General features: G+C 59.9%; 17 protein-coding genes and 3 pseudogenes. 17 read left to right on the forward strand and 3 right to left on the reverse strand.

Annotated elements, in window-relative coordinates:
- Window positions 1-2: 2 nt before the first annotated feature.
- The 6 genes from OMP40_RS16260 (at window position 3) to xylF (ending at window position 9,234) form a co-directional block, all read left to right on the forward strand.
- On the forward strand, window positions 3-1,691 hold the full coding sequence (locus tag OMP40_RS16260) for a vWA domain-containing protein (RefSeq protein ID WP_277532762.1): 1,689 nt from the start codon (window positions 3-5) through the stop codon (window positions 1,689-1,691).
- Window positions 1,692-1,720: 29 nt separating this feature from the next.
- Window positions 1,721-2,860 carry a toxic anion resistance protein gene (locus OMP40_RS16265; protein WP_277532765.1) on the forward strand — a complete coding sequence of 380 codons (1,140 nt, stop codon included), beginning with the start codon at window positions 1,721-1,723 and terminating at the stop codon, window positions 2,858-2,860.
- Between the two features lie 1,104 nt (window positions 2,861-3,964).
- Entirely contained in the window at window positions 3,965-4,942 is a 978-nt protein-coding gene (locus OMP40_RS16270; RefSeq protein ID WP_277532766.1) for a sugar ABC transporter substrate-binding protein, read from the forward strand.
- Window positions 4,939-6,384, forward strand: coding sequence for a sensor histidine kinase (locus tag OMP40_RS16275; protein WP_277532768.1), 1,446 nt, complete (start codon window positions 4,939-4,941; stop codon window positions 6,382-6,384). The genes OMP40_RS16270 and OMP40_RS16275 overlap by 4 nt, the downstream gene beginning before the upstream one ends.
- Window positions 6,377-7,987, forward strand: a complete 1,611-nt coding sequence (locus OMP40_RS16280) for a response regulator (RefSeq protein WP_277532770.1) — start codon at window positions 6,377-6,379, stop codon at window positions 7,985-7,987. The genes OMP40_RS16275 and OMP40_RS16280 overlap by 8 nt, the downstream gene beginning before the upstream one ends.
- Before the next feature lie 5 nt (window positions 7,988-7,992).
- Entirely contained in the window at window positions 7,993-9,234 is a 1,242-nt protein-coding gene (xylF, locus tag OMP40_RS16285; protein WP_420871984.1) for a D-xylose ABC transporter substrate-binding protein, read from the forward strand.
- A 434-nt stretch (window positions 9,235-9,668) separates the two neighbouring features.
- On the opposite strand, the gene OMP40_RS16290 is transcribed toward xylF, so the two are convergent.
- Window positions 9,669-10,349 carry a TetR/AcrR family transcriptional regulator gene (locus tag OMP40_RS16290; RefSeq protein WP_277532774.1) on the reverse strand — a complete coding sequence of 227 codons (681 nt, stop codon included), beginning with the start codon at window positions 10,347-10,349 and terminating at the stop codon, window positions 9,669-9,671.
- A gap of 216 nt (window positions 10,350-10,565) precedes the next feature.
- Between OMP40_RS16290 and OMP40_RS16295 the strand changes: the two are divergent.
- The 5 genes and pseudogenes from OMP40_RS16295 to OMP40_RS16315 all read left to right on the forward strand — a co-directional run bounded on the left by OMP40_RS16295 (window position 10,566) and on the right by OMP40_RS16315 (window position 16,031).
- Window positions 10,566-11,921, forward strand: a pseudogene (locus OMP40_RS16295) (MATE family efflux transporter).
- Between the two features lie 191 nt (window positions 11,922-12,112).
- Window positions 12,113-13,219, forward strand: a complete 1,107-nt coding sequence (locus OMP40_RS16300; RefSeq protein ID WP_277532777.1) for a sugar ABC transporter substrate-binding protein — start codon at window positions 12,113-12,115, stop codon at window positions 13,217-13,219.
- A gap of 120 nt (window positions 13,220-13,339) precedes the next feature.
- Window positions 13,340-13,627 (forward strand): annotated as a pseudogene (locus OMP40_RS41840) (ATP-binding cassette domain-containing protein); the annotation flags it as partial.
- 726 nt (window positions 13,628-14,353) lie between these two features.
- Window positions 14,354-14,569, forward strand: a pseudogene (locus OMP40_RS41845) (hypothetical protein); the annotation flags it as partial.
- 286 nt (window positions 14,570-14,855) lie between these two features.
- The gene (locus OMP40_RS16315; protein WP_277532778.1) at window positions 14,856-16,031 is read left to right on the forward strand and encodes a sugar ABC transporter permease; all 1,176 of its coding nucleotides are present in this window, start codon (window positions 14,856-14,858) and stop codon (window positions 16,029-16,031) included.
- 873 nt (window positions 16,032-16,904) lie between these two features.
- On the opposite strand, the gene OMP40_RS16320 is transcribed toward OMP40_RS16315, so the two are convergent.
- Together OMP40_RS16320 and OMP40_RS16325 are read right to left on the reverse strand one after the other, a co-directional pair.
- Window positions 16,905-17,897, reverse strand: coding sequence for an LLM class flavin-dependent oxidoreductase (locus tag OMP40_RS16320; RefSeq protein ID WP_277532779.1), 993 nt, complete (start codon window positions 17,895-17,897; stop codon window positions 16,905-16,907).
- 102 nt (window positions 17,898-17,999) lie between these two features.
- Window positions 18,000-18,125, reverse strand: a complete 126-nt coding sequence (locus OMP40_RS16325; RefSeq protein WP_277532780.1) for a hypothetical protein — start codon at window positions 18,123-18,125, stop codon at window positions 18,000-18,002.
- A gap of 56 nt (window positions 18,126-18,181) precedes the next feature.
- Between OMP40_RS16325 and OMP40_RS16330 the strand changes: the two genes are divergently transcribed.
- From OMP40_RS16330 to OMP40_RS16355, 6 genes are all read left to right on the forward strand, one after another.
- Window positions 18,182-18,526 (forward strand): YojF family protein, encoded by a 345-nt coding sequence (locus tag OMP40_RS16330; RefSeq protein WP_277532782.1) that lies wholly within the window; start codon window positions 18,182-18,184, stop codon window positions 18,524-18,526.
- Between the two features lie 27 nt (window positions 18,527-18,553).
- Window positions 18,554-19,210, forward strand: a complete 657-nt coding sequence (gene bshB2, locus OMP40_RS16335) for a bacillithiol biosynthesis deacetylase BshB2 (protein WP_277532783.1) — start codon at window positions 18,554-18,556, stop codon at window positions 19,208-19,210.
- A 753-nt stretch (window positions 19,211-19,963) separates the two neighbouring features.
- Window positions 19,964-21,124: a BNR-4 repeat-containing protein gene (locus tag OMP40_RS16340; protein ID WP_277532784.1), complete on the forward strand. Its 1,161-nt coding sequence runs from the start codon at window positions 19,964-19,966 to the stop codon at window positions 21,122-21,124.
- Window positions 21,125-21,249: 125 nt separating this feature from the next.
- Window positions 21,250-21,633: a hypothetical protein gene (locus OMP40_RS16345; RefSeq protein WP_277532786.1), complete on the forward strand. Its 384-nt coding sequence runs from the start codon at window positions 21,250-21,252 to the stop codon at window positions 21,631-21,633.
- Window positions 21,587-23,563, forward strand: a complete 1,977-nt coding sequence (locus OMP40_RS16350; RefSeq protein ID WP_277533234.1) for an AraC family transcriptional regulator — start codon at window positions 21,587-21,589, stop codon at window positions 23,561-23,563. Before OMP40_RS16345 ends, OMP40_RS16350 begins: the two co-directional genes overlap by 47 nt.
- Window positions 23,564-24,180: 617 nt before the next feature.
- A complete protein-coding gene (locus OMP40_RS16355) occupies window positions 24,181-25,206 on the forward strand; it encodes an ABC transporter permease (protein ID WP_338131135.1) in 1,026 nt (341 codons plus the stop codon).
- The last annotated feature ends 9 nt before the right edge of the window (window positions 25,207-25,215 follow it).

Below are 25,215 nucleotides of genomic sequence, written 5' to 3' on the forward strand. Positions count from 1 at the left end.
CATTGAGGAGCGGCAAAAAGTTTTTATGGGTAACCGGCATCATTCTGATCGTCGTGTTCGCGATCGTCTACATCGGGGTCAACGTGTCCACGAACTGGGGCAAGTCCGACAAGCAGGTGGCGACGGAGGACGCGGGCAAGCGGCTGAACAAGCTCTACAACAATATCGACGTCACGACGGAGACGCCGGTCAAGGGCCAGATCGACCTCGATCCGGTCGACGTCGCCGCTTCGCTGCCCGATATCGCCAAGTTCCCGATCACGGTCGACAGCACGACTTCGGACTTCGCGGAGATTTTCTCCTCGACGGAGAAGTCCGGCACGGGCAACGACGGATGGCTGACGGACGTGGCGAACGACTTTAACAAAGCCAATATCAGCGTAGGCGGCAAGACGGTCTCGGTCAAGCTGCGCAACATCGCTTCGGGCACGGCGGCGGACTATATCCGCTCCGGCAAGTACGTGCCGGACGCCTACACGCCGTCCAACGAGCTGTGGGGCGAGATGGTCAAGGCTTCTGGCGTCAAGACGCAGCTCGTGACCAAGCGTCTCGTCGGCAACGTTCCGGGCATCGTCATCTCCAAGGCGAAAAACGACGCGCTCGTCCAGAAATACGGCTCGGTGAGCGTGAAGACCGTCACCGATGCGATCGCGGCCGGCGAGTTCGCCATGGGATACACGGACCCTTTCGCCAGCTCGACCGGACTTAACTTTCTCGTCGCCGCGCTGAAGACGTTCGACAGCTCGAACCTGCTCAGCGACAAGGCGGTCCAGGGTTTCGAGAATTTCCAGGCAAACGTGCCGTTCATCGCGTCGACGACGCTGCAGATGCGCGACGCCGCCAAGTCGGGCGCGCTAGACGGCTTCGTGCTGGAGTATCAGACCTACGTCAACGCGGCGGATCTGAAAGGCGGCTACGTGTTCACGCCGTTCGGCGCCCGGCACGACAGCCCGTTGTACGCGCTCGGCAACATCTCCGCCGCGAAGCTTGAGATCGTCAAGAAGTTCGCCGAGTTCGCGGCGCAGACCAAGTATCAGGATGCGGCCAAGAGCAAGGGCTTCAACGGGCTGGAAGATTACAAGCCGACGGTCGGCGCGGTCGACGGCAGCACGCTGATCGCGGCGCAAAAGGTGTGGAAGGAAAAGAAAAACGGCGCCAAGCCGATCGCCGCGGTATTCGTCTCCGACGTCTCCGGCAGCATGGACGGCGAGCCGCTGAACCGGCTGAAGGAGTCGCTGCTCAAGGGGCAGAAGTACCTTGGCCGCGACAACAGCATCGGACTCGTCTCGTACTCCAGCGCCGTCACGATCAACCTGCCGATCGCCAAGTACGATACGAACCAGCAGTCGATGTTCGTCGGCGCGGTCGACGGCCTGCAGGCGGGCGGCAGTACGGCGACGTTCGACGGCGTCGTCGTCGCGCTCAAGATGCTGCAGGACTACATGGCGGCCACGCCGAACGTCAAGCCGCTGATTTTCGTTCTGAGCGACGGCGAGACGAACGTCGGCCTCAAGCTCAAGGAAGTCCAGGGCCTCATCGAGAGCTACAAGATTCCGATCTACACGGTCGGCTACAACGCGGACATCAAGGCGCTGCAAAATATTTCGAGCATCAACGAGGCAGCCAGCATCAACGCGGACACGGACGACGTCGTCTACAAGCTCGGCAATCTGTTTAACGTGCAAATGTAACTTTAAGCCATAGGAGAGGTGGACCCGAGATGTCATTTTCGATGGAAGTCCCAAGCCAGGAACAAATTAAGGTCGCGATCGAAGAAGAGGTCAAGCCCGTACCCGAGGAAGTCGCCAAGCTCAAGGAGCTGGCGGACAACAACGTGAACGCGATCATGTCGCTCGACCTCGAATCGCTCGACAATCGCAAGGGCATCCTCCAGTCGATCGATACGTTCGGCATGAACACGATGCGGTCTTCGTCCGAGAAAAACCAGCTGCTTCAAATCACGGTCGGCAACCTGTCGAAGACGGGCGACGACGGCGGCCAGGTCGCGAAGGGGCTCTCCGAGCTGAACATCCAGCTCAAGGATCTCGACCCCAGCGCCGTCGACTTCGCCAAGCACGGACTGCTCGGCAAGCTGTTCAATCCGCTGCGCGCTTACTTCGCGCGGTACGAAAAGGCGGACACCGTCATCGCGGACATCATCGTCTCCCTCGACAAGGGCAAGACGACGCTCAAAAACGACAATACGACGCTCGAAATCGAGCAGCAGACGCTGCGCGACCTGACCAAGAAGCTGCAAAAGGAAATCGAGCTCGGCACGCTCATGGATGCGTCGATCGAGCAGCAAGTCGAAGCGGCGAAGGTAAGGGGAGAAGACCCCGAGAAAATCCGCTTTATCACCGAAGAGGTCATGTTCCCGCTGCGCCAGCGCCTGATGGATCTGCAGCAGATGCAGGTCGTCAACCAGCAGGGCATCATGGCGATCGAAGTCGTCGTGCGGAACAACAAGGAGCTCATTCGCGGCGTCGACCGCGCCAAGAACGTCACGGTGTCCGCGCTCAAGATCGCCGTCACCGTCGCAAGCGCGCTTTACAATCAGAAGATCGTGCTGAAGAAGATCGAGCTGCTCAACCAGACGACGAACGAGCTGATCGCCGGTACATCCCGGATGCTCAAAGACCAGGGCGCCGCGATTCACAAGCAAGCGCTCGAGGCGAACATCTCGGTCGATACGATGAAGCAAGCGTTCACCGACGTGCTGTCCGCGCTCGATTCGATCAGCGCGTTCAAGCAGGAGGCGCTGCCGAAGATGCGCGAGACGATCAACCAGTTCCGCGAGCTGGCGGACACCGGAGAAAAGCAAATCCAGCGTCTCGAGCGGGGCAACAAGCTGGGCTTGTAAGCAAGTCAGTAATTCAAGCGGGGCAACAAGCTGGGTTTGTAAACCAATCCCGCATCTCCAGCGTGGCAACAAGCTTGGGTTGTAAGCAAGTCCAGCATTTCAAGCGGGTCAACAACAGGCTGGTCTTTTTTAAGCCAACGCCTAGTGAAGAACGTCTTGCCCAGCCTCATGCGCCATTCTTCGTAAGCCTGCCCGGCACGTCTGGTTCTCAGACGGCCGGGCTTTTCTTTTAGGCGAGGCTCGGGTCGGCGCGACGGTGCGTGAGGCGAGCGGCGGCAGGCTTGCAGCGGCGAGCGCGGGGGTGGCGAGAACCGCACAATAATTGTGCGGTTCCGGGGCGGCGCGAGAAGCGCGAAGGGCGAGAGGAAGCCGGCGTGCAGCGGCGAGCGCGGGATGGGCGAGAACGCACAATAATTGTGCGGTTCCGGGGCGGCGCGAGAAGCGCGAAGGGCGAGAGGAAGCCGGCGTGCAGCGGCGAGCGCGGGGTTGGCGAGAACCGCACAATATTTGTGCGGTTCCGGGGCGGCGCGAGAAGCGCGAAGGGCGAGAGGAAGCCGGCGTGCAGTGGCGAGCGCGGGATGGGCGAGAACCGCACAATAATTGTGCGGTTCCGGGGCGGCGCGAGAAGCGCGAAGGGCGAGAGGAAGCCGGCTTGCAGCGGCGAGCGCGAGGTTGGCGAGAACCGCACAATAATTGTGCGGTTCCGGGGCGGCGCGAGAAGCGCGAAGGGCGAGAGGAAGCCGGCGGGCAGCGGCGAGCGCGGGGGTGGCGAGAACCGCACAATAATTGTGCGGTTCCGGGGCGGCGCGAGAAGCGCGAAGGGCGAGAGGAAGCCGGCGTGCAGCGGCGAGCGCGGGGTTGGCGAGAACCGCACAATATTTGTGCGGTTCCGGGGCGGCGCGAGAAGCGCGAAGGGCGAGAGGAAGCCGGCGTGCAACGGCGAGCGCGGGGGTGGCGAGAACCGCACAATAATTGTGCGGTCCCGGGGCGGCGCGAGAGGCCCGCGAGAATAGGCCGCGCCCGGCTGCTCGGCATCTTCGCGCTTGATCTTCCGTTCGCCTCTGCTATGATGTAGCTATTCCAATTGGAAACGGAGTCATTCGCTTGCGCAAATCGTTGTTGATCCTGATCGGCGTCCTATGCGCGGTCCTCTTATATTTTACGGTCCGTTCGGCGGACCGGGTATTCCGTTCCGACGGGGAGCTTCCGCAGACGCGGGCGGAGCGGGAGCCCCGCTACCGCCTCGTCCTTATCACGCAGGAGCTGGATACGCCGTTCTGGAACGAGGTCGCCGCCGGCGCGAAGGCCGAGGCGAAGGCGAGCGGCGCCGGCATCGAGATATGGGGCAGCTACAACAAAGACCAGGACGATTTCCTGAAGAAGCTTGAGATCGCCATCGCCTCCAAGGTGGACGGAATCATTCTTCAGGGGCTCGATACGGAGGCTTTTAAAAATTTGACGAAGGTCAAAGCGGCCTTCTACGGCATCCCCGTCATTACGGTCGGGAGCGATGTGCCGATGGCCGAGAGTCTCCGGCGAACGTATGTCGGCTCCGATCAGTTCGCGGCCGGACGGATGATCGCCAGGCAGCTCATCTCGGACATGGGCACGTCGGGCACCGTTATCCTGATGGGCGACGACCGGCAGGAATATTATCAACGGCAGCGCATTCAGGGCATCGACGACGTGCTCAAAAGCTATCCCGGCGTAAAGACGGCCTACGCGAAGACCGGGGAAACGCGCGAGCAGGTCATCGCCGCGACGCAGGACATGATGAACAAGCTGCCCGACGTCGACGCCTTCGTCGCCGTGAACGCCAGCATCGCGGACGCGATGATCCAGGAGATCGGCAGGCGCTCGCAGGTAGGGCCGTACGATATTTACACGTTCGACGACGGCTCGGACAGTCTCGACCTGCTCAAAGCGGGCAAGCTCGACGGCGTACTCGAGCAGTCCCCGGACAAGATGGGAAGGATGAGCGTGAACCTGATGGTCAAATGGCTGAGCGGAGAGATCATGCCGCTCAATACCGACGGCTACCTGACCGACATCCGGATGCTCAAGCTGAAGGAGGCGCCATGACGAGCATTCAGCGCAAGATCTGGACGCTCGCCGCCATCGTTCTGTTCATCATGGTCGCGATCTGGATGACGCTGACCTACTACAACCAGAAGACGCAGGAGCAGTACAACGACATTTTGCAGCGATATCTGCGCATGAACGAAGTGACGACCGCGAGTCAGCAGACGATCGCCGCGCTCAACAACTACCGGCTCGAGCCGACGACGGCCCGCCTCGGACTGCTCGACAGAAGCAAGGAAGAGCTGCGCAGAGCCCGGCTCGGGGTCATCAACCTCCGGAACGCGGACAACGACTTCGCGATTACCAACTACATGAATCTGATCGACACGCTGCTCGAGACGGTGGACCGCTCGCTGCTCTTCCAATCCGAAAAGGAGTCCGAGGATTCGGCGAACGCTTTTCTCGAAGCGACGCGCATCTCCAAGTACATCTCGGAAATGACGCTCACCTTGATCGACACCGAGCTGAAGACGTACGACCGGTTCTACCGCGGCATCATCGAGCAATCGGCCGAGCTCAAGAAGCTGGGCGTCTGGCTGCTGCTGACGATCACGCTGCTCATGCTGCTGTTCACATACGGATTTTCCCTTAGCATCACGCGTCCGATCCAGAAGCTCACGCAGGCGGCCCGGGAGCTGTCGCGCGGGCGGTTCGACCTGAAGGTCGAAGTCAAGTCCAACGACGAGATCTCCTTCCTGGCCAAGATGTTCGATCGCATGCGCGTCAATATCAACAATCTGATCTCCGAAATTCAGCAAAAGGCCCAGCTCGAGCGGGAGCTTCAGCAGAACAAGCTGCTCTTGCAGGAGAGCCAGCTGCGGAGCCTGCAGAGCCAGATCAATCCGCATTTCTTGTTCAACACGCTCGACACGCTGTCCAAGAAGGCTTACCTTGAAGGCTCCGAGGAGACCAGCGACCTGCTCGCGAGCGTCGCGGGCCTGCTGCGATACAACTTGAAGCGGCTCGACCGGTCCGTCACGCTGTACGACGAGGTAAAGGTGCTGAGCCAATACATGGAGATTCAGAAAGCCCGTTTTACCGACAGGCTCCGCTTCGAGACGGACATCGACGCGTCGTGCCTGCACGTTCAGATCCCCGGTCTTACGCTGCAGCCGATCGTCGAGAACGCTGTCATCCATGCCGTCGAGCCGAGCGAGGAGGGCGGCACGCTCCGCTTCAGGGTAACGGACGGGGAGGAGCGGGTGAGGATCGAGATCGCCGACGACGGACCGGGCATGTCGGAGGACAAAGTCAGACAGATTCTCGAGGAGCGCCCCATGGAGGCGGAAGGGCATTCGACCGGCATCGGCTTCAGCAACGTCGTCAGACGGCTCCGCCTGTTTTACGGCATCGACGACGTCATGGACATCGCGAGCGGGCCCGAGGGCACGACGGTCGTCCTGCAAATACCGAAGATAAGGAGATTCGATAGCGATGACTAGGCTTTTGATCGTGGACGACGAGCAGATCGAACGGGACGGGTTGCAGGCGATTCTGCGAAAAGGCTTCCCCGAGCTTGACATCGCGCAGGCGAAAAACGGAAAAGTCGCCGTTGAAATGGCCGCGTCGTTGCAGCCCGACCTTATCCTGATGGACATTAAAATGCCGGGCATGAACGGCCTTGAGGCGATCGAGGTCATCTCGCAGGCGCAGCCGGGCATCAAATTCATCATGGTCACGGCGTACGACACGTTCGAATATGCGCGATCGGCCATCAAACTCGGAGTGAAGGACTACCTGCTCAAGCCGAGCAAGGCGAGCGAGATCGTGGCGACGGTAGGCAAGGCGATAAGCCAGATCGAGGAGGAGCGGCGGACGGCGGAGACGAGCAAGCGGCAAGAGGATACCCTGCGCAGGGTGCTGCCCGTCATCGAGGCCGATATCGTCACGCAGCTGCTGTTCGACCATGTGCACGAGGTTCACCTCGACGAGCTGGTCGGGCTGCTGGGCGAAGGCGCAAGGAGCGGGCCGTTCGCGATGTGCGTGCTGCTGCCGCAGGGCGCTGAAGGGCTGCATGGCTCCATACGGGAAAAAGCGAGACAGGCCGGCGGCGGTTGGGTCGGCGCTATGTACGGGCGGCATATTCCGGTCATCGCGTTCCGGGATCCGGCGCGCTCGTACCGCTCGCAGGCGCTGGCCCTGGCGCGCGATCTGCTGTCGGTCGCGGACGCCGGGATGCGCGGCGTTGCACCGTCCGGTGCGGACCTGCCGGACTCGGGCTTGTCGGGTGCGGGCCTGCCGGGATCCGGCGGTTCTTTCGTCGGCATCGGCGGCGTCTGCGATTCGCTGGACCAGATCCGGCAATCCTACCAGGAAGCGCTTATCGCGTCCTCCGACCCGACGCTGCCGGTCAGATACCGGTTTTACGCGGATACGCCGGCACTCGGCATGGCCCGGGATGGAATATCGGCGAAGCAGTGGGAGCGCCAGTTTTTCGACCGCATCCGGCTTGGGCAATGGGAACAGATCGAGGCGGACGTCCAGGAGCTGTTGAGGCGGAGCGAGAGCGAGGGCGCAGACCTGCTGCTCGGGCAGCAGCGGGCGCTGGAGCTGCTCTGGCTCGCTTCGCGCGTGCTGCTCGAGATGGGCGTGGAGACGGAGTCGCCGCTGTTTGCGGTGCAGGCCCGGGATTATCGGCAGCTGCGCGCCGAGACCGCGCTGCTGCTCGCGCGGATGCGGCAGGCGTTCGAGACGCATCAGGAGCAGGTCAGGCCGGATGCGATCCAGCAGATCAAGCAGTACGTCTACGAGCATTCCCACGAGGATATCTCGCTGGAGGCGATCGGCAAGCGGGTGGGACTCAGTCCTTTTTACGTCAGCAAGCTGTTCAAGGAGCAGCTCGGCGTCAATTACATCGATTTCCTCACCGAGTGCCGCATCGACAAGGCCAAGAAGCTGATGGGCGATCCCGGACGCAGCTTGAAGGAGATCACGTTCGAGGTCGGGTATCACGATCCGAACTATTTCAGCAAGGTGTTTAAAAAAATGTGCGACGTCTCGCCGACGGAATACCGCAAAACGCTGTTGGGCAAAAGGGGACCGTGAACATGATGCAATCGTGGAAACGCGCCAAGCGAGTGATGAATCCGCTGCTTATGCTGGCTCTCGGGCTTATGCTGGCAGGCTTGGCGGCAGGCTGCGACGGCGGCGGCAGCGGCGGGCAACCGGGCAATGCGCCTGAAGCATCGGCTACGCAGGGCGGAGGAGGAGGACTGGCGTCTCCGCGCCATAGCGGGCCGATCAAGATCGGCTTCGCGATGGACACGCTGCTCGAGGAGCGCTGGCTGCGCGACCGCGATCTGTTCAAGGCGGCCGCGGAGGCGCTCGGCGCGGAGGTCGTCATCGCGGCGGCGAACGGGGACGACGCCAAGCAGATCTCGCAGGCCGAGACGATGATCGGCGAAGGCGTCGATATTCTCGTCATCGTGCCCCACAACGCAGCGGCGACGGCGGCGATCGTCAAGCGCGCCCACTCCTCGGGCATCAAGGTGCTTGCCTACGACCGGCTGGTCAACAACGCCGATATCGACCTGTACGTCTCGTTCGACAACGAGAAGGTCGGCGAGCTTCAGGCGCAGGCCATTCTGAAGCAGGTGCCGCGGGGCAAGTACGTCTATATCGGCGGAGCGGATACGGACAACAACGCGCATATGTTCAAGCAGGGCGTGTTCAACGTCATCCAGCCGAAAATCGACGGCGGCGACATTCGCGTCGTATACGACCAGTGGAGCAAGGACTGGCTGCCGGCGAACGCGCTGGCCAACATGCGGGCGGCGCTCGACGCGAACGCAGGCCGCATCGACGCGGTCATCGCGGCCAACGACGCGACGGCCGGCGGCGTCGTTCAGGCGCTGGCCGAGCGCGGGCTGGCGGGCCGCATTCCGATCGCGGGCCAGGACGCGGATCTCGCGGCGGCGCAGCGGATCGTCGAAGGGACGCAGACGATGACCGTCTACAAGCCGATCAAGCTGCTCGCCGAGAAGGCCGCCGAGCTCGCCTTCAAGCTTGCCCGCGGAGAAGACCCGCGCGCCGACCGCAAGGTCAACAACGGCAAGATCGAGGTGCCGTCCGTGCTGCTCTCGCCGATCGCCGTCGACAAGTCCAACATCGACGAGACGATCATCGCGGAGGGCTTCCACACGCGGGAGGAAGTGTACAAGAACGTGAAGCAGGGGGGAACATTAAGTCCAAAACCGCAAGAGGCTGGCCCAAACGCCAGCCTCTTTTTTGAGCAAGCGCGACGCCGTGCGATTTATGCCGCGCCAAGATGCACAAAAAATGTGCATCTTTAGGGCAAATATAACGCATCGCGGCCACTGCCGCGCCAAGATGCACAAAAAATGTGCATCTTTAGGGCGAACACGACGCCTCGCGGCCACTGCCGCGCCAAGATGCACAAAAAATGTGCATCTTTAGGCCAAACACAACGCCTCGCGGCTACTGCCGCGCCAAGATGCACAAAAAATGTGCATCTTTAGGGCAAACACAACGCCTCGCGGCTACTGCCGCGCCAAGATGCACAAAAAATGTGCATCTTTAGGCCAAACACAACGCCTCGCGGCCACTGCCGCGCCAAGATGCACAAAAAATGTGCATCTTTAGGGCAAACACAACGCCTCGCGGTAGCGTCAAGATGCACAAAAAATGTGCATCTTTAACGCAAGCGCGACACCTGCGGCACCGTTTTGTAATGCAGCTATTCCTGATTCTCACGTGCACCATTTCGCTACTTTTCCTGCGCCAGGATCACCTGCTCGACCCCCAGCAGAATCAGGTTCAAGCCGAATTCGAACGACCGGTCGGTCCCCATCAGCTCGAACATGCCGCTTTTGAACAGCCTCCGGAACAGTCCCGCATCCTCCTCGCTCATGTCGTCCAACAGGCGAATCATCCCGCCTTTTTGAAAGTCTCCCTGGTCGTTCATCATCGCGGCCACGTTGCGCTGATGCTGGTAGTCGTCCAGCACGAAGTTATGAACGTAATTCACGAGCGCAAGCACCGTCTGTATTTTCTGCTCCTGCGCAAGCGGCGTCGCTTCCAGGCAGCGCAGCATGCGGTTGGTAAGCCGAATGATGTCCGGCTCGTGCGGGAGCGTCAGCATCATTAGCTGCGTGGAGCAAGGGTATCGGCGGTGCACGTTACGTATCGTCGTCGCAATTCCAGCGAGCTGAGCCTTCCAGTCCCCTTCCGAACGATACTCCTCCAGGACGATTCGCGATACTTGGCTGGCCAAGCGCTGATAGAGATCCAGCTTGCTCTTGAAGTACCAGTACAGCGAGGGCGCCTGGATTCCCAGCCGGTCGGCCAAGCGTCTCATGCTGAACTTTTCGATGCCTTCCTCTTCCAGAAGCGCCCACGAGGCTTCCAAAATCTTGTCCTCCGATATTTGCGGCTGCTGCTTTTTCATCGGTATCCGCCCTTTTGTCTAACAGTGTAAGATTGTTCTTTACAGGTTCATAAACCCATGATATCATCTAACACTGTAAGGTTCAATCTAACGGTGTTAGACTGGTGCTTGCTGAGTTAGACGGTTGCCCAAAAAGTTAGACGAGCGCCTGCAAACTTAGACGGCTGTCTACGTTTAGACCGAAGCCTGATCAAACCCAAGAAAGCGGTGACTCCCATGGAATCTGCAAACCTCCACTATTTTGAAAAAGCGCCGATCGCCAAAGCCGTAGCCCATTTCGCCGTGCCGATGATGCTGGGTACTTCAATGAGCGTGATCTACTCGATCTTAAACGCCTTTTTCCTTGGCACGCTTGACAGTACCGCCATGCTGTCCGCGCTCGCGCTCACGCTGCCGTTGTTCGCGATCATTATGGCGCTCGGCAATCTGATCGGCATCGGCAGCGGCGCGTTCATCTCCCGATTGCTCGGAGAGAAAAAATACGACGACGTGAAGCATCTGTCTTCATTCGCTTTTTACAGCAGCTTAGCTCTCGGCCTTATCGTGATGGCCGTCGGTCTGCCTTTGATCGACCCGATCGTGCACGGGCTTGGGGCGACGCCGGATTCGTTCGGATTCACGAAGGATTATGTCACGATTATGCTGATCGGTTCGCCGTTCGTCGTGCTTTTTTTCACCCTGGAAAATATCGTGCGGTCGGAAGGCTCGGCCATCACGTCGATGGTCGGCATGATGCTCAGCGTCGTCGTGAACATCGCGCTCGATGCGCTCGCGGTCTTCGTCCTCCACTGGGGCGTGATCGGCGTCGCGTCCGCCACCGTCGTATCGAACCTCGTCGCGTGCGTATTTTTCGCCTTCCATATCGGCTATAAAAGTTCGTTTCTAACCATCTCGGCTAAATGGTTCAAGGTAACCAAGGACATCCTGAGCAATGTATTCAAGATCGGCGTACCCGTCTTCGTCATGAGCGTATTCCTGGGGGCCATGTCGCTGATCTTTAACCATTACCTCGTCGAATACGGCGAACAAGCCATCGCGGGCTACGGCATTTCGTCTCGCTTGCTGCAATTTCCCGAGTTTATTCTGATGGGCTTGTGCGAGGGCGTCGTGCCGCTGATCGCCTTCTCTTTTACGGCCGACAAGCTGCGCATGAAGCATACGATCTCCTTCACGATCAAGACGATCCTGGCGCTCGCCGTCGTCTTCGGCATCGTCGTCTACCTCGTATCCGACCACCTGATCGGCTGGTTTACGAACGACCCGCAGTTGATCGAAATGGGCAGCTACATTTTGCACGTGACGTTCCTATCCTTGTTCATTACGGGCATGACCTCGCTGTTCACGGGGGATTTTCCAAGCGACCGCGCAGGGTACCGCCGCTCTTGTCATGTCCGTCATTCAAGGGATCACGCTCATTCCCGTCCTTTATATCGCCAACCAAATGAACGGCTTCCACGGCGTCGTCTGGTCGCTCGTCATCGCGGATGCCGTAGCGTTCCTGGTCGGGGGGGGATCATGCTGTACGCGCTGCGCAACAGATTGCAGCCGGATCTTGCGCAATTGGCACAGTAAAACCACGGACCAAGCCGTCAAGCAACGCAAACCGTACCGTTCAGGTGCGGTTTTTTTGCCGTTCCCGACCAGGTTAAATTTTTGCAGAAGGTCGCAAAAGAGTGCTATCGATAAGCGCTTTCACGCATCTTGTCCGGTGCTATATTTGTCTTGTCAGAAAAACCGACGAGTTCGAAAGGGGATACAACGAAATGAAAAAAGGATTTAAAACGATCGCGCTGCTGATGGTCGTCATGCTGTTCGCGGCGGTCGCCGCAGCTTGCGGCAAGGATGGCGGCAGCAGCAAGGTGAGCGTGGGCATCGTGCTTCCGACGAAGGACGAACCGAGATGGGTACAGGACGAGCAACGCTTTAAGGATGCGCTGTCCGGCACGAAATATACGACCGATATCCTGTTCAGCCAAGGCTCCTCCGCCAAGGAAAAGGAAAACGTCGAGACGCTGATCAACAAAGGCATTCAAGTCCTCATCATCTGTCCGCAAGACGGCGACGCGGCGGCGGCGGCGGTAGAAGCGGCCAAGAAGGAAGGCATCAAGGTCATCTCCTACGACCGTCTGATCACCAACACGGACGCGGTCGACTACTACGTCACCTTCGACAGCGTCGCTGTCGGCGCTGCGCAAGCGCAATACCTGGTCGACCACGCCAAGGGCAGCGGCGAGCCGCTCTACCTGTACGCCGGCGCCGCCACCGACAACAACGCGTTCCTGTTCTTCCAGGGCGCATGGCAGACGCTTCAGCCGAAGATCGCGGACGGCACGTTCAAGATCGCGAACTCCAGCGAAGCGGTCGCATTGAAGGATACGAAGGACCTGACCCGCGAGCAAATGAGCAAGATCATCGGCCAAGTCACGACGAACTGGGACGCCAACGAAGCCAAGAACAAGGCGCAAACGCACCTGACCTCCGCGGCCGCCGACATGAAGGGCGACGTCGCCATCCTGGCGCCGAACGACGGCACGGCCCGCTCCATCGCCGACGTATTCGCCTCCGACAAGGCGATCACGAGCTACGTCGTTACCGGCCAGGACGCCGAGAAGGCCTCCATCCAGTACGTCATCGACGGCAAGCAATCCATGACGGTATTCAAGGACGTCCGCACGCTGGTCAAGGACGCGATGGGCATGGCGGTCGCCATCCTCGACGGCAAGACGCCCGAGACGACCGGCTCCTACAATAACGGCAAGGTGGACGTGAAGGCAAAGCAAACGGACGTCATCGTCGTCGACAAGGGCAACGTGAAGAAGGAACTCATCGATTCGGACTATTACAAAGCGGGCGACTTCACGGGACTGTAATTCCGGCCGGCCTATAGCTTAAAGCGCGGGATCGTGATAGATGCGTCTATCGCGATTCCCGCCGTTACCGAACGTCGCTGCGCCTAAGGAGTGAAGAGAATGAGCGACTATATTTTAGAAATGAACAACATCACGAAGGAATTCCCGGGCGTCAAGGCGCTCACCGACGTCAGCTTCAAGGTCGAACGGGGCGAGATCCACTGCCTGATCGGGGAAAACGGCGCGGGCAAGTCCACGCTGATGAAGGTGCTGAGCGGCGTGTATCCGCATGGCACGTATTCGGGCGACATCGTGTTCGACGGTCGGGTACAGGCGTTCTCCAAGATCAGCGACAGCGTCAAGACCGGCATCGCCATCATTTATCAGGAGCTTGCGCTATTCCCGGATCTTACCGTTTACGAGAACATTTTTGCCGGCAACGAAGTGAAGCGAGGCGCAGTCGTCGACTGGAACCGCACGATCGTCGAAGCCAAGCGCATGCTCAAAAAAAGTAAAGCTAAATGTCAATCCCGAGACTCCGATCAAGGACCTGGGCGTCGGCAAGCAGCAGCTCGTCGAGATCGCCAAGGCGCTCAGCAAAGAAGTGAAGCTGCTCATCCTGGACGAGCCGACGGCCGCGCTCAACGAGAACGACAGCGAGAACCTGCTCGAACTGCTTCGCGAACTGAAGGATCAGGGCATTACCTGCATTATGATTTCCCACAAGCTCAAGGAAGTCATCTCGATCGCCGACAAGGCGACGGTACTGCGCGACGGGCGCACGATCTGCACGCTCGACGGCGCCAAGGGCGAGATTACGGAAGGCGTCATCATTAAAAACATGGTCGGAAGGGAGATCGAGGATATCTATCCGAAGCGCGCGAACAAGAAGTTCGGCGACACGATCCTCGAGGTCCGCGATTGGACCGCCTACGACGCGCCTTCGGGCAGAAACGTCGTCAAGAACGCCAATGTGCACGTTAAAAAAAGGAGAAATCGTCGGTATCGCCGGCTTGATGGGCTCGGGGCGGACGGAGCTGGCGCTCAGCATCTTCGGCAATCCGAAGTCCTATAAACTGCAAGGCGAGCTGCTCGTGGAGGGCAAGCGCCGTTCGTTCAAGCATACGAGCGACGCGATCGAAGCGGGCATCGCCTATGTCACGGAAGACCGCAAGGGAGACGGCCTGTTTCTCCTCCAGGACATCAAGAGCAACGTCACGGCCGCCAATCTGCACGGCATCGCCAGAGGCGGCATCATCAATCAGAACGAAGAGGTCAAGGTCGCGAGCGAATACAAAAAAATCGATGAACGTGAAGGCGCCGTCCGTCGAGCAGATCGTCGGCAACTTAAGCGGAGGCAACCAGCAGAAGGTATCGCTCGGCAAATGGCTGTTCGTCGGTCCGAAGCTGCTCATTCTCGACGAGCCGACCCGCGGCATCGACGTCGGCGCGAAGTTCGAAATCTACACGATCATGAACAAGCTGATCGCCGAAGGGATGAGCATCATCATGATCTCGTCGGAGCTCGGGGGAGGTGCTCGGCATGAGCGACCGCGTCTACGTCATGGCCGAAGGCAAGATCAAGGGCGAACTGCCGATCGAACAGGCCAGCCAGGAAAAAATCATGGAGCTCGCCACGCAATAGGAGGTATCGTCGATGAATTTTTATAATGAAGCCAAATCGCTGCTCAAGGTGAACATTCGCGAGTACGGCATGTACATCGCCCTGTTCGTCATCATGCTGACCTTTTCGATCATGACCGACGGCCTGTTCATGTCGTCGCGCAACATCAGCAATCTGCTCGACATGACCGGCTACACCGCCGTGCTGGCCGTCGGCATGACGCTCGTCATCGTGATCCGGCACATCGACTTGTCGGTCGGCTTCGCCGCCGGCTTCATGGGCGCGATCGCCGCGATCATGCTGTCGGACTGGGGCGTGCCGGTCTACATCACGATTCCCGTCATCCTCGTGCTGGGCATCGTCATCGGCATGTTCAACGGCGTGCTGGTCGCATCGATCGGCATACCGGCGTTCGTCTCGTCGCTCGCGGCGATGCTCATCTTCCGCGGCGCGCTGCTCCTAGTCACGGAAAAGACGGGGACGATCATCGTCAAAAACGAGCATTTCAACGCGCTTGGCAACGGATTTATCCCGTCCCTGGGCGAAGTCGGCGGCCTCAGCGTGCTCTCGCTCATTCTCGGACTCGTAGTCATCGCGCTGTATATTTACTTTGAATTCGCGAACCGCCGCAACAAGCTGAAGTACGAATTCGAGGTCGTCTCGGGCGGCATCTTCGCGGTCAAGCTCGTATTCGTATCGGCCATCATCGCTTATATCACCTGGATCATCGCCGGCTACAACGGCTTCTCCTGGACCGTCGTCATCATGCTGGCCGTCGTCGTGATCTATCACTTCCTGACGACCAAGACGGTGCTCGGCCGACATATCTACGCGGTCGGCAGCAATCCCGAGGCTGCGCACCTGAGCGGCATCAGCGTCAAAAAAATCACCTACATTGTCTTCGGTTCGATGGGCATGCTGTCCGCGCTGTCCGGCATCTTGTACACGGCCCGTCTCCAATCGGCGACGACGACGGCGGGCACGCTGTTCGAACTCGACGCGATCGCGGCCGCATACGTCGGCGGCGTATCCGCAGCGGGCGGCGTCGGCAAAGTAACCGGCTCCATCATCGGCGCCATCGTCATGGCCTCGCTCACCAGCGGCATGAACCTGCTCGGCGTCGGCATCTCGTACCAGTACATGATTCGCGGCGGCGTCCTGGCCGCGGCCGTCATCTTCGACGTCATGACGCGCAAGAAGAGAGCGTAAGGGCAAGCTGCCAGAGCCGTTCCGGTCCGCCGCGAGATTCACGGGGGGATGGGGCGGCTTTTTTTGAGGATCACCATAGGGCGGCCATTGGCGTACAATGAAGCGCGCTATGACGGATAGTCGAAACTGGTATCGCGCGGAACGCCTGTCGATCCTTTTGCCGCAATGCCTGCAAATATACATCTATTTCCGCCGGTATCTGCCCTTTTGTAAAGAATAGATGCGAAAACGCAGTAATTTTACGCCGTCAGCCGAATTTCCGGCTTGCGCTTTAATTTTGCCTGCATATTTGCAGGTATTGCATCAAGTATCGCGCGTCGACAGAAAATACATGTAAAGTTGCAGGTTTTTATACCCGTCAATCTTCGAAACCGCCGGTACGAGGTGGCTCATCCGACAGCCGTTACAATTGGCCAGCGTATCGTCGCCATCATTGGGCCGCCCGGGCGATCTAATCGGACGGTTTTTTATTGTTGGGTCGGCGCGAGGTGCGGGATCGTCTGCACGACGACGGAAGATCGGGCGCGAATTCGCAGGGGCTATCTCAAACGGCTACATGGCCTCGGCTATCGATAGGGTATACAAAGAGGGCCGTATAAAATCTGTTAGCCTCAGCTGGATCCGCCGAAAATGTGGGCGAAGGCGCAACAAGGGACGCAGCACAGCCGCTGCCTGTTTTGGAGCGTATGCGGGACAGGCTTAATTCCGTACGCGATCATGTCGACTTAGATCAACGCTTGGATTGTATTTGGCTCCGCAGGTCTGAATGTGTCGACTTAAATCGACACTTGGCGGAGGGAGGGCGCCGGCAGAGAAAGTTCTTCACGTCCCGCATACAGGTTCCCCCCCCAGCCCACCTCAGACCCATTCCTATTACAGCAGTTCCCGCGCGAGCAAGCGGAACACATTGAGGCGCGCATCCATGCCGTGCGGAATGCTGTTGATCATCACTTCGTCGAACCCGTACAGCTCCCGGTCCCGGCGGAGCTGGTCGGCGACCTCGGCGGGCGTACCGACGAGATGAAGCTTGCGGTTCTCGCGGATGACGGCAAGGTCGGTCTCGGTCAGCGGATAATCCCGCGCCTCCTCCGGCGTCATGATCTGCTGCAGGGAGCCCCGCATGAGCGACAGGCGCATCAGGTCGGCCGGCTTCGCGATGTACTCGGCTTCCTCCCGGGTTTCGGCGACCGTAGCCGAGTAAGTGACGAGGATGATCGGCTTGGGCATGAAATACGACGGCTCGAAGTTATCCCGGTAGGCGTCGAATATCTCCCGCGTCATCTGTCCGTTGAAAAACTGCGCAAACGAGTAGCCGACGCCGAGACGACCCGCGCGGACGGCGCTGTTGCCGGTGGAGCCGAGCAGCCATGCTTCCGGCAGCGGCACCTCGTAAGGCGAGGCCAGCAGACCCTCGTACAGCGGGTCCTTCGGCGCGCGGTCGGCGATAAGCTGCATCGTCGTGTGCAGCTTGTCGTACAAGTCGCCGGGCAGATGCGCGCGACCTTCGGCGAGCGCGCGCGTCGAGTAGTGGTCGCCGCCCGGCGCGCGGCCGGCGCCGAAGTCGATGCGCCCCGGGGAAAAGGCGCTGAGCGTCTTGAACACTTCGGCCAGCTTGAGCGGCGAATAGTGCATCATCATGACGCCGCCGGTGCCGATGCGGATGCGCTTCGTCAGCGCGGCGAGCCGCGCGGCGGTGATCTCCGGCGCCGTGCTCGCGAAGTTGCGTGTGTTGTGATGCTCCGCCATCCACATCCGATGATAGCCGAGCTCGTCCGCGAGGACGGCGATTTCCTCGGCGTTGCGCAGCGCCTGGGGCGCGTTGCCGCCTTTCACGATGGGAGCTTGATCCAGGATTCCTACTTTCATGCGCGTACATTTCCTTTCCGAATTCCGTCTTCGCATGGCTTTACCTATACCGTAGCATATCTTCGGCCATAAAAAAAAGCCGCCGAAGGCGCCCGGCTTGCGCTATTCCTTGATCAGCGACAGCGCGTTGTCGGCTTTTTGCAGGTTGTGTTCGACTTGTTCTTCTACGTTGTATGGATGGTACACCTCGTTCTCGATCATATCGGCCGCGATCTGGACCGCGCGCATGCGCCGTTTGTTTGACTGTGGTATATTGAATCATAAATAGCGGAGGAGGCGCAGACATGCTACCGATTCAAACCGTGGAAATACAGAACAGGATCGATTCGCTCAAGAATCAGGACCTGTACATACACCTGGAATTGACGACGGGCGCTTACGCGGCCCACAACGATAGCACCAAGCATCCGGCGGCAAACTTCATCACGAACGCCCTGATACGCTTCGGCATCGGTTCGATCTCGGGCAACGGACCGTACAGAGTCGGCTTGAAAATGGAAAAGGGCTGGATTTACGCAGAGGGACTGACGCATTACGACGAGACCGACGCGGAGCGCCTGATCATGGCCGGACACGACAGCTCGGGCAAGCTCGTCGTCGCCCTGCAGCTTAGCCGCGAGCCCTTTTAATCTAACGATCGGGAAAGGAAGAGATTCATGGAACAACGTATACTAGTCGTGCTGCCGCATCCGGACGACGAATGCTTCGGCATCTCGGGCACGCTGGCCAAGCGTATCGCGGCGGGCGCCCAGGTTACCTATGCTTGTCTGACGCTGGGCGAAAGGGCGCGCAATATGGGCAATCCGCCGTTCGCGAACCGGATCACGCTTCCTCAGATCCGCAAGGGCGAGCTCGAGCAGTCCTGCAAGGCCATCGGCATTCAGGATCTTCGGCTGCTCGGCTTTCACGACAAGACGCTCGAATTCGAGGACCAGGACCTGCTGGATCTGAAGATCGGAGAATTGCTGGCGGAGCTCGATCCGACGCTCGTCATCACCTTTTTCCCGGGCTTCGCGGTCCATCCGGATCACGACGCGACCGGCGCGGCGGTCGTCCGCACGATCGGCAAGCTGGATCCGTCCGCCCGTCCGCCCGTGCACTGCCTCGCCTTTTCGCACAATCACCAGGAGTCGATCGGCGCTCCCGACGTCATCGTGGACGTGAGCGAATTTCTGAAGCAGAAGATCGCATCCGTTTTGTCGCATCGCTCGCAGTTTTACGTCCCGCAGCTGTTCGAGAAAAACCCGCACAAAAACCGCGAGGTGCAGGAGCGATTCGGCACCGAGCGCTTCTGGACGTACAAGTTCGCATAAAGCAGGGCGCGCGCCTTCGGGCGCGTGGCTTCGGCAAGGCTGCTGGCGCCCGGAACGGGACCTGGCAGCCGGTCCAGGGCCCGCTAACCCGCATTTAGCGCCAACTATCGATCTGCGTGCATACATTGCCCCCCGGCTCCGGCTTCAAGTGCCAACTATCGATCTACGTGCATACATTGCCCCCCGGCTCCGGCTTCAAGTGCCAACTATCGATCTGCGTGCATACATTGCCCCCCGGCTCCGGCTGCAAGTGCCAACTATGGATCTACGTGCATACATTGCCCCCCGACTCCAGCATCAAGTGCCAACTATCGATCTACGTGCATACATTGCCCCCCGGCTCCGGCTGCAAGTGCCGACTATCGATCTGCGTGCACGCTTCCGATCCTCATGGCTCCCGGCGCTCGCCCCTACTGCCTGCTTCCTTCAAAATTTTGTTCTATTCGCCCTCGAATCTCCTCAATTTGTTCTATCGCTTGCATCATTTTGTTGCTGACGCGCGCTGCGGTCCGCATGATACGATAAACCTGTCGCCGGACTCCGGCGGCCGTTCATGCAAACGCTTCACCGGCGTCCGCTGCCGAAGCGGCCGCTCCGCAAGATGCGGTTCATTCCAAGCGATAGAGAGGAGAAGGTGAATGATGAATTGGAAAAAGCAGCTCAAAACGTGGATCGCGGGGCTTGCGCTGGTCTCGCTGCTGCCCGCGGGGGACGGGGAGCGCGGCTGCGACGCTGACACAGGTGCCGTACGCGATGGATTCGAGCAATCAGGCGGGCTGGTGGAGTCCGCTGGAGACTTACGGCACCGGACTGGAGTATGCCTACATGGCTTACAACGCGCCGGGCAGCACCGCGGGCACGCACAAAGTATACATCGCCAGGCGCGACGGTGCGGGAGCCTGGTCGAACATCCCCGTCATGGACGGCGCCAAGGTGGCCGAGTACGTGGACGACAACGGCCACAACCAGCCGTCGATCGCGCGGGACGGCAGCGGTCGCTTCCACGTGTTCGCCTCCATGCACGACTCGGCCTGGCATTACTTCCGGTCGGATACGGTCGGCGGCGCGCCGCAAAACCACGCGGCCGACATGCCGGACCAGACGATGAAGGTCACATACCCGGTAGTGACGACGGCGCCGAACGGCGACCTGTACTTGCTCGTCCGGTCCAGCCAGGACGCAGCCGGCAAGCGCAACGGCGTGCTGCTGCGCTGGGACAACGCGGCTTCGACGTGGAGTCAGATCGCGGTTATCGCCTCAACGCTTAATCGCTCGGTGTACCCGGACGACCTGGCGTTTGACGCGAACGGCGACCTGCATATTTTGTTCGAATGGGCGTACTTCGCGGCCAGCCCGCTGCGCCATCAGCTGTCGTACCTTAAATACAGTCCGTCCACGAACGCGTTCTCCAAAGCGGACGGCACGCCCGTATCGGTACCCGTATCGCTGACGACAGCCGACATCGTGCAGCCGATGGCGCCGACCGAGGCTTACGTGCAGAGCGGCAGCGATCCGGGCGGCCCCGGCGTGCAGAGCGCCAAGCTGACCGTGGATTCGGCGAACAAGCCGGTCATCGCTTATCGTTACCGCGAAGAGGGAAGCACGACGTTCTCGGTCAAACAGGCGACCCGCGGCGCGACGGGCTGGAATCTGCAGACCGTCTACGACGCTTCCGAAACGACGGCCGCCATCGACGTCACCTGGACGGGCGCGCAATCGCGCGTCTACTACGCAACGGCCGCAGGGACGGATCGCGCCTTCATGGCCGCTGAATCGGGCACGGGCTGGAGCCAGGCGTCGCTTGCTCCGGGAATTCCGATCCAGCGCCTGGCAGTCGAGCGGAACGCGAACGGCGTAGATATCCTGTATCTGGTCGATATCGCCAACCTTAAGCTGTACTACGGACGCAATTGAACAGAGGTGAACGGGAGCGGCGGGCGCTTGCAGCGTCCGTACGCTCTCTTTTTTGCCATCCGTTGACAACAAAAAGAAAGAGCGATTATAGTTAGTGCACGAATGCAACTCGGGAGAGAAGTCTTATGAACGTGTTCCGAACGCTCCGCACCCGCAAGTTCCTGCAGCGAATTCTCCTCAGCTTCATGCTCGTCGTCGTCACCCTCGCGGTGACCGCCTATTTGCTCAACGTCAACGCCCGCGGCAAGGTGCTCAGCCTGCAGAACGACGCCGACCGCAAGCTGCTCACGCAGATCAACTACAATATCGAGAACATGAACGGCATCGTCAAGGACATGGCCGTCTCCCTGTTCAACGACGACGAGCTGATCGCGCTGAAGGCGGGGGGCCGATTACCGGCAGAGCATCCTGAAGATCGACCGGCTCGACCGCACGGTCGCCGAGTCGCCCTATTTGCATGCCGTGGCGTTTTACAACCCGAGCCAGAAGCGCTTTTTCTCTTCGCTTAATCACGGGATGGACAACAGCCGGCTGTACGAGGTTTTGGGCGGCTACCTGCAGCAGCATCCGGACGTTCCGAAGCTGCAGCTGATGCCGCTCGATCTGGACGGCGGCGGCAGCGGGATCGACGTTTTCGCGTGCTTTTTGTACGACGGTCCCTCGCTCGGCTCGGTCAACGGCAGCGTGCTGATCCTGACCGTGAAGCCCGACTGGCTGCTGGACAACGTGAAGGCGCTGAACAAGCTGGCGGACCGGGAGAAGGATCTGCTCCTCGTGACCGACGGGGACGGCAATGTCCTCATGTCGAGCGAGCCGCTGTCCGCGGCCCAGCTGGCGCTCAAGGACAAGGTGATGCCGCGGATCGCGGCGTCGTCCAGCACGCTCGAAGACTTCGTCTACCGGCATGCAGGGAAGAAGTACAAGGTCGCCTATCTCGGAAAAGGGATGAACAACTGGCGCATCCTGAGCCTGCGCGACTACGATTCGGTACTGGGGAACGTGAACCGGATGAAGTGGACGGAGATCGGGGTCATGCTGTCGGTCGTCCTGTTCGCCGTGCTGCTGTCGGTGTTCTTCTCCCTGCGGCTGTATCGTCCGGTCGGACGCCTGCTCAGCCTTATACCCGAAGACCCGCGCGGACATCCGCAGGCCGAGGACGAGCTGACGCTGATCGCCGCCAACTACATGGGCATGGTCGACAAGCTGAAGGGGTTGGAACGGGACGAGGCGTCCAAACGCAACATCGCGAAGGTGTACCATCTGCGAAGCTTGCTCGGCGGAAGCGATGCCGTATCCGAAGCCGAGTTCAGGCAGAACCGGGAGCAATACGGCATCGACGTCGCGGCGTCCGGCGCGCTTAGGCTCGCGGTCGTCCGCCTCGACAGGCGGGAGACGCTCGTCGCGGCATCGGGCGAAGGCTCCGAATCTCTCTTTACCTTTGCCATCGCGAATATCGGCGAAGAGCTGCTTCGCCTCGACTACGGGTGCGAATACGCGGATATCAAGGACGGCCATCTCGTATTTATCGTCAGCGGCAAAGGCGAAGGAGGCCTGGAGGCGCTGGGCGAGCGGTTCCGCGAGCTGCAAGGGACGATCCTGTCGTACTACCGCGTTTCGTTCACCGTCGCTTTGAGCCGAACCTTCGATCATTATCGGGACATCTCGCGACACTATGCCTTGACGCTGCGCCAGTCCGATTACCGGATGAGCCGTGGACACGGCGCGGTCATCGAGCCGGAGGATATCGAAGCCAACGAGCGCAACGAGCAGTTCCGGATTCCCGGCGAGCTGGACAAGCAGCTGATCGAGGGGCTCAAGAGCGGGAACCTGGCGCAGACGACCGAAGCGATCGAGAGCTGGCAGCGGGCGATCGGCGCGTTCAGCTTCGAAAATATGTTTTCGGCGCTCCTGCAGATGGGGATGACGATCAGCAACACGCTCGGCGAGATGAACCAATTCAACCTGAATCCGGTATCCGTCGACCTTCACGCGGTCAACCGGCGCCTGGTCGGCACCGAGACGCTGGACGAAGCGAGAGAAGTGTTGCTCGCCGCGGCGCGGGAGATGTTCGAGCAGCGGCAGAGCGGCAAGGAGGACAAGAGCCGGCTGCTCGCCGACACGATCGCGGAGATCGTCGACAAGCACTTCGCCGACCCGGACCTGAACGTCCAGAAGATCGCCGACATGCTCAAGATGAACCCGGTTTATCTTGGCCAGGTGTACAAGGCGCAGGCGGGGGAGACGGTCGTCGACCGGATCAACAGCGCGCGGCTCGCGCAGGCGAGAATGCTGCTCGAGCAGCAGGACCTGACGGTATCGGAGATCATGGAGCGGGTCGGGTTCGGCAACGAGAGTTACTTTTACCGCTTGTTCAAGCGCAGGTACAGCGTCACGCCCAAAGAATACAGGCTCAAGTCCGCCATCGAACGCAATACGTAAGCCTTCGTGAGCATGCCCGTCCGGTAACCCGGTACGGGCTTTTTGCTGCGCAAATCTACTGAGTCAAGCTTGCCAGGGTGGCGGGGTGGCGGGTCGATGTAGCGCTCACGGACGTTACTTCCGGGACAACGGACGGTTGGCGACTTGAAGTGACGTTCACTGGCGTTACTTCCGGGACAACAGAAGATTGGCGGATCGAAGTGACGTTCACGGACGTTACTTCCGTGAGAACAGCGGGTTAGAGAGCAAGTAGCGTTTACGGACGTTACTGCGACGCGCGGGGTGGTCATCTGTGCGAAGAGGTGCCGATGGAGACTTCTTTTGACGCGCCGGTCGGCCTTAACATCCGACTGGCTTGTTTGTCGTGAACCCGGCCGCAACTCCGGACCTGCACTACACCTGCACTTCACTGCACCTGCACTGCACCTGCACTTCACTGTACAGCGCCTGTACAGCCCGCAAGCCGCGCCGTTACAGCATTCTGGCATACGTACAGCCGGCGTTTACAGGAATCCTGCATATGTACAGTACCGTCTCCGAAGCTCCCTGCGCTATCGTTAGACCTGCAAGCCGGAGCAACATGGCAGCAAGGGGAAGCAAGGGAAGGAGCATTCGTCATGCCGAACAAAGCATCGGTCGCCTTGAGCGACCAGAGCCGCACAAGCGCATTAGCCGAAGCGCAATCGTCGCCGCCGGCCGGCACCGCCAACAAGCCGAAGCGCCAATCGTTTATGCGAAGAGAGCTCAAGCACTTCAAAAACAACCGGGAGCTGTTCCTGCTGTCGCTGCCCGGGCTTCTGTACAAATTGATCTTCGCGTACCTGCCGATGATCGGACTCATCATCGCCTTCAAAAATTATCGTTACGATCTCGGGATGTTCGGGAGCAAATGGGTCGGCCTGGACAACTTCCGATTCCTGTTCACGACGGACACCGCCTGGCGAATCACGCGCAACACCGTGCTGTACAACGCCGGCTACATGTTGATCACGACGCTCGGCGCTTTGTTCCTGGCGGTGCTGATGAACGAGCTGAAGGCGAAGTATACGAAATTTTACCAGACGGCGCTGTTCCTGCCCCACTTCTTGTCCTGGGTGCTCGTGGGCTACATCGCCTACGCGTTCCTGAATCATTCGGACGGCTTCATCAACCGCTTGCTGATATCGCTGGGCATGGAGCCGGTCAGCTGGTATCAGGATTCAGGCCCTTGGCCTGTCATCCTCATCGTCGTACATCTGTGGAAGGCGATCGGCTTCACGACGCTCATCTACTTCGCGGGCATCATGGGCATCAGCGGGGATTATTACGAGGCCGCCCGGATCGACGGCGCGACCAAGGCGCAGATGGCGCTGAAAATTACCGTACCGCTGCTGACGCCGCTCATCATCATCATGCTCATTCTCTCGATCGGCGGCATGTTCCGCGGCGACTTCGGCCTTCACTACTTCATTCCGAACAACTCGGGTTTCCTGTTCTCCTCCACGGACGTCATCGACACCTACGTATACCGGGCGCTTCGCGAGGTCGGGAACGTGAGCATGTCCGCCGCGGTAGGCTTCTATCAATCGGTCGTCGGCTTCATCCTGGTGCTCGTCGCGAACGGCATCGTACGCAAAATCAACCCGGATCACTCGATGTGGTAAGGAGGAATC

This window comes from Cohnella rhizosphaerae, assembly GCF_029525575.1.
Taxonomy (GTDB): domain Bacteria; phylum Bacillota; class Bacilli; order Paenibacillales; family Paenibacillaceae; genus Cohnella; species Cohnella rhizosphaerae.

Coding starts and splice junctions, on each gene's coding strand:
- OMP40_RS16355 (WP_338131135.1), top strand. CDS start 24,181: ATGCCGAACAAAGCATCGGTCGCCTTGAGCGACCAGAGCCGCACAAGC.
- OMP40_RS16280 (WP_277532770.1), top strand. CDS start 6,377: ATGACTAGGCTTTTGATCGTGGACGACGAGCAGATCGAACGGGACGGG.
- OMP40_RS16330 (WP_277532782.1), top strand. CDS start 18,182: ATGCTACCGATTCAAACCGTGGAAATACAGAACAGGATCGATTCGCTC.
- OMP40_RS16320 (WP_277532779.1), bottom strand. CDS start 17,897: ATGAAAGTAGGAATCCTGGATCAAGCTCCCATCGTGAAAGGCGGCAAC.
- OMP40_RS16315 (WP_277532778.1), top strand. CDS start 14,856: ATGAATTTTTATAATGAAGCCAAATCGCTGCTCAAGGTGAACATTCGC.
- OMP40_RS16290 (WP_277532774.1), bottom strand. CDS start 10,349: ATGAAAAAGCAGCAGCCGCAAATATCGGAGGACAAGATTTTGGAAGCC.
- OMP40_RS16300 (WP_277532777.1), top strand. CDS start 12,113: ATGAAAAAAGGATTTAAAACGATCGCGCTGCTGATGGTCGTCATGCTG.
- OMP40_RS16340 (WP_277532784.1), top strand. CDS start 19,964: ATGGATTCGAGCAATCAGGCGGGCTGGTGGAGTCCGCTGGAGACTTAC.
- OMP40_RS16325 (WP_277532780.1), bottom strand. CDS start 18,125: ATGCGCGCGGTCCAGATCGCGGCCGATATGATCGAGAACGAGGTGTAC.
- bshB2 (WP_277532783.1), top strand. CDS start 18,554: ATGGAACAACGTATACTAGTCGTGCTGCCGCATCCGGACGACGAATGC.
- OMP40_RS16265 (WP_277532765.1), top strand. CDS start 1,721: ATGTCATTTTCGATGGAAGTCCCAAGCCAGGAACAAATTAAGGTCGCG.
- OMP40_RS16345 (WP_277532786.1), top strand. CDS start 21,250: ATGAACGTGTTCCGAACGCTCCGCACCCGCAAGTTCCTGCAGCGAATT.
- xylF (WP_420871984.1), top strand. CDS start 7,993: ATGCAATCGTGGAAACGCGCCAAGCGAGTGATGAATCCGCTGCTTATG.
- OMP40_RS16275 (WP_277532768.1), top strand. CDS start 4,939: ATGACGAGCATTCAGCGCAAGATCTGGACGCTCGCCGCCATCGTTCTG.